Annotated in this window: 8 protein-coding genes; 3 read left to right on the top strand and 5 right to left on the bottom strand. The window is 64.0% G+C overall.

The genetic code is table 11. The features are described from left to right. From EOA79_RS27710 to EOA79_RS27690, 5 genes are all read right to left on the bottom strand, one after another. On the bottom strand, nt 1–790 hold a 790-nt coding region (locus EOA79_RS27710), incomplete at its 3' end, for an Ldh family oxidoreductase (RefSeq protein ID WP_128293481.1). A gap of 133 nt (nt 791–923) precedes the next feature. Beyond that, nucleotides 924–1,733: an ABC transporter permease gene (locus EOA79_RS27705; RefSeq protein WP_095824347.1), complete on the bottom strand. Its 810-nt coding sequence runs from the start codon at nt 1,731–1,733 to the stop codon at nt 924–926. Beyond that, nucleotides 1,733–2,398 (bottom strand): ABC transporter permease subunit, encoded by a 666-nt coding sequence (locus EOA79_RS27700; protein ID WP_127247917.1) that lies wholly within the window; start codon nt 2,396–2,398, stop codon nt 1,733–1,735. Before EOA79_RS27700 ends, EOA79_RS27705 begins: the two co-directional genes overlap by 1 nt. A gap of 200 nt (nt 2,399–2,598) precedes the next feature. Then, nucleotides 2,599–3,393, bottom strand: a complete 795-nt coding sequence (locus EOA79_RS27695; protein WP_067324186.1) for a transporter substrate-binding domain-containing protein — start codon at nt 3,391–3,393, stop codon at nt 2,599–2,601. A gap of 55 nt (nt 3,394–3,448) precedes the next feature. Next, nucleotides 3,449–4,264 (bottom strand): ABC transporter ATP-binding protein, encoded by an 816-nt coding sequence (locus EOA79_RS27690; RefSeq protein ID WP_067003385.1) that lies wholly within the window; start codon nt 4,262–4,264, stop codon nt 3,449–3,451. A 211-nt stretch (nt 4,265–4,475) separates the two neighbouring features. Between EOA79_RS27690 and EOA79_RS27685 the strand changes: the two genes are divergently transcribed. From EOA79_RS27685 to EOA79_RS27675, 3 genes are all read left to right on the top strand, one after another. After that, nucleotides 4,476–5,348, top strand: coding sequence for a dimethylarginine dimethylaminohydrolase family protein (locus EOA79_RS27685; RefSeq protein WP_095824346.1), 873 nt, complete (start codon nt 4,476–4,478; stop codon nt 5,346–5,348). Then, a complete protein-coding gene (locus tag EOA79_RS27680) occupies nt 5,318–5,989 on the top strand; it encodes a TetR family transcriptional regulator C-terminal domain-containing protein (RefSeq protein ID WP_067324188.1) in 672 nt (223 codons plus the stop codon). Before EOA79_RS27685 ends, EOA79_RS27680 begins: the two co-directional genes overlap by 31 nt. A 196-nt stretch (nt 5,990–6,185) precedes the next feature. After that, nucleotides 6,186–6,937, top strand: a 752-nt coding sequence (locus tag EOA79_RS27675; RefSeq protein WP_245489944.1) for a thiamine pyrophosphate-binding protein, incomplete at its 3' end; no start/stop codon positions are given.

The following is a 6,937-nucleotide window of genomic DNA, read 5'->3' as shown; positions in this document are numbered from 1 at the left end:
GCCCGGTTCCGGGGCTGTCCGGCCCGCCGGAGAACCAGGGTGCGTCGAGCGACCAGTTGGCGCCGGAAATCCCCGCCGCCAGCACCTCGACCATAAGCGCGATGTTGGCGCCGCGCTGGCCGCCGAAGGCGAGCATCGCGCCCTTCATCGCCGCCGCCGGATCGGTGGTCGGGTTGCCGCTGGCATCGAGTGCCCAGCCCTCGGGGATCTTCCTTCCGTCTTCCGCCGCCTTGCGGATGTTGACGAAGGCGGTGGCGCTCGACGATTGGTCGATCACCAACGGCGGCCCTTCCGCGGCAGGCGCGGCAAAGGACATCGGGTTGGTGCAGTAGACCGGCTTGACCGAGCCCGAGCCTGCAAGCACCGCCGGCCCGTTGGTGGCGGCGAACGAGACCAGCCCCTGCGCTGCCAGCCGTCCGGTGAAATAGCCGAGCGCGCCGCAGGTATAGGCGTTCCTTTGCGAGAAGATGGCGACGCCGAACAGCCTCGCCGCCTTGACGAGGTCATCGATAGTGCGGTCGAAGCCGGTATGGGCAAGCCCGCCGCGCGCGTCGGAGAGGTAGACGGCCAGCGCCGGCCGGGTGACGACCGGATCGGCATCGCCGTCGATGCGGCCGTCCTCGATGGCTTCCAGATAGTCGATGAAATGCGACAGGCCGACCGCCGACAGGCCTTCTGCTTGCGCGGCGATGATCGAGGCAACCAGCGACTGCGTCACTTCTTCATTGGCGCCGGCGCCGAGCGCCGCCATGCGGCACAGCCCTGTTGCCTGGTCGAGAGTGAGTTGCATCGGAGCCGTCCTGAGGAAGTAGGCGAGTAAGGGAATAAGGGAGTAGGGGGAAATTGTGGAGCAAATAGCGAATGGGGATGGAAATGTGAACGCGGATCGTGGCTGAACACTCCCCTATTCCCCTATTCCCCTACTAACCGATCTTGAGCGGAATCCGGGCCTCGATGCGGCTGAAGATGAGAACCAGGATGCCGGTGATGGTCATGTAGATCAGCGCCAGCAGCAGCAAGGGCTCGTAGGTGAGATAAGTGTCCTGCCGCACCTTGGACGAGACGGCGAAGATATCGATGACGCTGATCGTCGCCACCAGCGGCGTCGACTTGAGCTGCAGCACGGTTTCGCCGGTCAGTGTCGGCAGCGCACGGAAGAAGGCCTGCGGCAGCCAGATGCGGCGGAAGATCTTGAAGCGGCTCATGCCGAAGGCGCGCGCGGCTTCCAGCTGCCCTTTCGGCACGCCGGCGAAGGCGCCGCGCATCACCTCGCCTTCATAGCCTGCAAATGACAAGGTCAACGCCAATACGCCGTAGGGCCAGGCTTGCCTGAGATAGGGCCACATCCAGGACTCGCGGATCCATGGATATTGCGGAAAAAGCGATCCCAGCCCGTAGTAGAGCAGCCACAGTTGCAGCAGCAGCGGCGTACCGCGGATGATGGTGCAGAAGATCTTGGCCGGTGCGGCGAGCCAGAACGGCCCACCGGCCTGCGCCAGCCCAAGCGGTACGGCCAGTATAAAGCCCAGCGCGCAGGTCACGACGAGGATACACAGCGACCGCCAGATGCCGAGCAGCCCCATCTGCCAATATTGCGGCAGCCAGTCCCAGCGCATGAAGAAGGCCGCGCAGAGGACCAATCCCAGCGCGATTAGGATCAGCACGATGCGGTGCGGCTTCAGCCAGAGCGAGGCACGCGCCGCCATGTTGATCGCGGTCGCTTCGGCCGACATCAGCGCGCCTCCTTGACGGAAGGCATGCCGCGCCGCGACCAGGCCTCGACGCGGCCGATGATCACGTTGGAAAACAGCGTCAGCGCCAGATAAAGCGCGCCGGCAGCAAGATAGAAGACCAGATAGGCCTTGGTGACGCCGGCCGCCTGACGCGTCGCCAGCGTCAGTTCGAAGAAGCCAACGACGGCAAGCAACGCGGTGTCCTTGGTGGCGATCAGCCAGAGATTGGCAAGGCCGGGAATGGCGAAAGGCAGCATTGCCGGCAATGTTATGCGCCTCAACATAAGGCCGGGCGGCATGCCATAGGCGCGGGCGGCCTCGATCTGGCCTTGTGGGATGGACAGGATGGCGCCGCGGATGACTTCCGTCGAATAGGCGCCCTGCACGACCCCAAGGACAAAGATGCCGGCGGCCAGCCCGCTGATGTCGACGCGCTGGTAACCCATAGCGGTCAGCAGCTGATTGATGAGATCGGTGCCGGCGTAATAGAGCAGCAGGATCAGCACCAGTTCCGGCACGGCGCGCACCACCGTGGTGTAGACGGCGAGCAGATCGCGCGTCACCGGTCCGCCGTAAAGCTTGCCCCAGGCGCCGCCGGTGCCGATCAAAAGGCCAAGGCAGGTGGCGCCGATGGCGATCTCGATCGAATGCAGCAATCCGACCAGCAGGGTGCCGCCCCAGCCGGGCGGCACGGGCGACAGGAGTTCGATGATGCCGGCCGCCGAGGCCGGAAGAAAGGCATTGATCAGCTTCGCCCCCGAATTGCTGGCAGCCGCCGACCGCAGCGTTCAGCGGCGGGCTTGCGTGGACAGGGTTTGGGCCAAGGGGCATGGCGCTGGCCATGCCCCAATATCAAATGGAGGCGTCAGTTCGACTGCGTGGCGCCGCCATAGATGTCGAAGTCGAAGTATTTCTTGGAGATTTCATCGTACTTACCATTGGCGCGGATCGCCTTGATGCCAGCGTTGATCTTTTCCTTGAGCGCGGTGTCTTCCTTGCGCACGCCGGCGCCCACGCCCGGTCCCAGCACCTCGTCGTCCGGCGCGACCATGCCCTTCAGATCGCAGCAGGCCTTGCCCTGGTCCGTCTTGAGGAATTCGCCGAGCGCGATGGAGTCGGCCTGCACCGCATCGAGACGGCCGGCGGCGAGATCGTTGTTGGCCTCGTCCTGGGTCTGATATTCCTTGATCTCTTGCGCGCCGGTGAAGTGCTTCTTGGCGTAGACGGCATGTACGGTCGACACCTGAACGCCGATCACCTTGCCTTTAAGATCGTCCGGCGTGGCGCCGAACTTCTGATCCTTCGGTCCGATGATTGCTGTCGGCGTGTTGTAATACTTATCCGAGAAGTCGATCGTCTTCTTGCGCTCGTCGGTGATCGACATCGAGGAGACGATGAGGTCGATCTTCTTGGTGGTGAGCGCCGGAATGATGCCGTCCCAGGCAACGGGCGTGATGACGCAGTCGAGCTTCTCCTCGGCGCAGACGGCGTCGATGAAATCGATCTCCCAGCCGACCCACTTGCCCGTCGCGTCCGGCGAGGTGAACGGCGGATAGGGCTCGGCGGCGACGCCGATCTTGACCTGATCGGCCTTGGCCACGCCCATCGCGGCGACGCCGAACAGCAGCGCCGCGGCGAAGGTCTTGAGAACAGTCTTCATTTCAGGACTCCCAGTTTGTTGTCGTTCCCGGTTTTCGCTCCGCTTGACGCCGGCCCTAGCCGACATTGCGGAGGAATTGCTTGAGCCTTTCGGATTTCGGCGCGCCGAACAGCTGTTCCGGCGGGCCTTCTTCCTCGACCAGCCCGTTGTAGAGGTACACGACATGGGTCGCGACCTCGCGGGCGAATTTCATTTCATGCGTCACCAGCACCATGGTGCGCCCCTCGCGCGCCAGGTCGCCGATCACCTTCAGCACCTCGCCGACCAGTTCCGGATCGAGCGCGGAGGTCGGCTCGTCGAACAGCATGACGCGCGGATTGATCGCCAGCGCCCTGGCGATCGCGGCGCGCTGCTGCTGGCCGCCCGACAGGAATGCCGGGTAGACGTCGCGCTTCTCCGCCAGCCCGACCCGGGCGAGCAGCTTCTCGGCCTGGGCGATCGCCTCGTCGCGCTTGACGCCGAGCACGTGCACCGGAACCTCGATGACGTTCTCGATCAGCGTCATGTGGCTCCACAGGTTGAAGTTTTGGAACACCATGCCGAGTCTCGAGCGGATGCGCTCGATCTGCTTGCGGTCGGCAGGAACCGTATGGCCGTGGCTGTCGGCCTTCAGCTTGATCTCCTCGCCATTGACACGGATGATGCCGCTGGTCGGGTTTTCCAGGCAGTTGATGCAGCGCAGCAGCGTCGACTTGCCGGAGCCCGAGCCGCCGATGATGGCGATCACCTCGCCGTCGCGCGCCGACAGCGAAACGCCCTTCAGCACATGCAACTGGCCGAACTTCTTGTGCAGGTTCTCGACATGGATGGCTTCGGCGGCGCCGCTCTGCGCTTGGCCGGCTGGGACTGCGGCGGCTTCCACCGCGCTCACCGGGTAACCTCAATAGGGGCGACGGCAGTTCGTCGAACGTCCATCCGGCTCATCAACATACGCTGTACTGTCCCGCTCCTCACTTCAGCATGGACCCGGCAGCGCGAGCCCGTCAATCCCGTTCATTACGGCACTTGCGACCTTGTTGCGCAAGTGTATAAATAGCCTTTCATGAAATTTTTTCGGTTTTTTTCATCTTAAAAGGGCATTGATGAGCGCTTTCGGATCACAATCCATGGCGGCGCCGCTGCGGCGCGTGCTCATGCGGTCGGCGGCGAACGCCATGCGCAACGCCGACAGAACTCAATGGCACTATGGCCCGGGGTTCAACCCGGCGAAGGCAGCGTCACAGCACGCGGCCCTTGCTGAACTGGTAGCCGCTTCCGGCGCCGAAATCGAATGGATCGAGGACAAGGCGGACGGCCTTTCGGATTCGGTGTTCACGCACGACCCATCGCTGATGACCGAGCACGGTGCGCTGATCCTCTCGATGGGCAAGCCATTGCGCGCCAGGGAGGCCTCCCTGCATGAGGAAACCTATAGAGGGCTGGGTATTCCGATCCTCGGCCGCGTCGAGGCTCCTGGCCAGGTCGAAGGCGGTGATTGCGTATGGGTGGATGCCCGCACGCTGGCGATCGGGCGCGGGGTCCGCTCCAACCAGGAAGGCATCCAGCAGGTTTCGAACCTGCTGACGCCGCTGGGTATTTCCGTCTACGGTTTTGATCTGCCGCTGTGGCAGGGTGAAGAGGCGTGCCTGCATCTGATGTCGGTGATCAGCCCGCTGGCCGACGATCTCGCGCTGGTCTATTCGCCGCTTTTGCCGGCCCCGTTCTATCAGATGCTGAAGGCGCGCGGCATCAGGCTGGTCGAAGGCGACGCCGGAGAATTCGCCGCTTCCAACGGCCTCAGCCTGAACGTGCTGCCGACCAGCCCGCACAAGGTCATTGCCGTTGCGGGCTTTCCCAAGACCAAAGCCGCGATGGAGGCCGCCGGCTGCACGGTTGAGATTTTCGAGGCGGACGCGCTCTGTATCGCCTGTGAAGGCGGGCCGACATGCCTGACACGGCCGATCCTGCGCCGATGACTGCGCGCCGCAAGTTCCGTCGCGAGGGCGAGGAGCGGCGGCGGCAGGATCTGATCGAAGCGACTCTGGACTGCGTGGCGGAATATGGCCTGCAGGGCGCCACTTTGCGCACCATCGCATTGCGTGCCGGCGTCACCGCCGGCCTGATCCGGCACTATTTCCCCGGCAAGGAAGAATTGCTGCAGGGGGCCTATACGGCGCTGGTCGGCCGCATGACCGAGCAGGCGAAAGCGGCATTGGTCATGGAAGAGGCGTCGCCTCGCCAACGCCTTGCAGCTTTCGTCACCGCCAATCTCAGCGCGCCGATCATCGACCAACGGGTGTTTTCGCTCTGGGCGACGTTCATCGGCCGTGCGAGCGCGGATCCGACGCTCGCCCGCGCTCACCGCGAAGGCTATCTTGGCTTTCGCAACGAGGTGGAAGCGGTCGTGGCCGAGGTGCTCGCCGCCGAACAGCGCGAACCGGACGCAAGTCAGCTGCGCCGTCATGCCATCGCCATCAATGCGATCATCGACGGGCTTTGGATCGAAGGCTGCCTGGCCAGTGAGATGTTCTCGCCCGGCGAATTGGCGGCGATTGGCATCAAGGCTGTCGAGGCCGAACTCGGCCTCGCGCCGCTGAAGCATGATTCCGAAAAGTAGGACCCGGTTTTCGGAGAAAGATCATGCTCAACAAAGGTTAGATCGGTATGGCAATTCAACGAAACGCCATCACGGTCTAGAGCAATTCCAGGAAAAGGTGAGAAGCGGTTTCCCGTCCGGAATTGCGTAACAAACAAAGAGATAGAGCAAATCACTGTTTCCGTTAACAGTGATCCTCTCCAAAGGGAGAAAACCAATGACCACGCTCGGCGAAGCGCTCATAACCTTGCTCGAGGCGCATGGCGTCGACACCGTCTTCGGCATTCCGGGCGTGCATACGGTCGAGCTTTATCGCGGCCTGGCGCGTTCGAAGATCCGCCACATCACGCCGCGCCACGAGCAGGGCGCCGGCTTCATGGCCGACGGCTACGCCCGCGCCGGCGGCCGGCCGGGCGTGGCTTTCGTCATCACCGGACCCGGCCTCACCAACACCATCACCGCGATGGGCCAGGCGCGCGCCGATTCGGTGCCGATGCTGGTGATCTCCGGTGTCAATGCCACCGATACGCTCGGCAAGGGTTTGGGCTTCCTGCACGAACTGCCGGACCAGCGCGGCATGATGGAGAAGGTGGCGCTGTCTTCCGAGCGTGTCACCGAGGCCGAGGAACTGCCGGGTGCGCTCGCCCGCGCCTTCGCCGTCTTCTCCTCGTCGCGGCCGGGTCCGGTTCACATCGAGATCCCGACAAACGTCATGGTGAAGCCCGCCGAGGGGCTCGCGCCGGTGCTCGGCAACGCCGCGCCGCCCGCTCCGGACGCGGCGGCTGTTGCCGAGGCTGCGAGGTTGATCAAGGCGGCTCGCCGTCCGCTGATTCTTGCCGGTGGCGGTGCCAAGAAAGCGGACGCGGCGCTGACACGCTTCGCCGAAGCGCTCGGCGCGCCGGTGGTCGAGACCGCCAACGCGCGCGGCCTGCTGCATCGGCACCCGCTCTTGGTGCCGATGCAGCAGGC

Source organism: Mesorhizobium sp. M1A.F.Ca.IN.020.03.2.1 (genome assembly GCF_004023205.1).
Taxonomy (GTDB): Bacteria; Pseudomonadota; Alphaproteobacteria; order Rhizobiales; family Rhizobiaceae; genus Mesorhizobium.
This window is presented reverse-complemented; position numbering and strand designations above follow the sequence as displayed.

Coding starts and splice junctions, on each gene's coding strand:
- EOA79_RS27705 (WP_095824347.1), bottom strand. CDS start 1,733: ATGTCGGCCGAAGCGACCGCGATCAACATGGCGGCGCGTGCCTCGCTC.
- EOA79_RS27695 (WP_067324186.1), bottom strand. CDS start 3,393: ATGAAGACTGTTCTCAAGACCTTCGCCGCGGCGCTGCTGTTCGGCGTC.
- EOA79_RS27685 (WP_095824346.1), top strand. CDS start 4,476: ATGAGCGCTTTCGGATCACAATCCATGGCGGCGCCGCTGCGGCGCGTG.
- EOA79_RS27680 (WP_067324188.1), top strand. CDS start 5,318: ATGCCTGACACGGCCGATCCTGCGCCGATGACTGCGCGCCGCAAGTTC.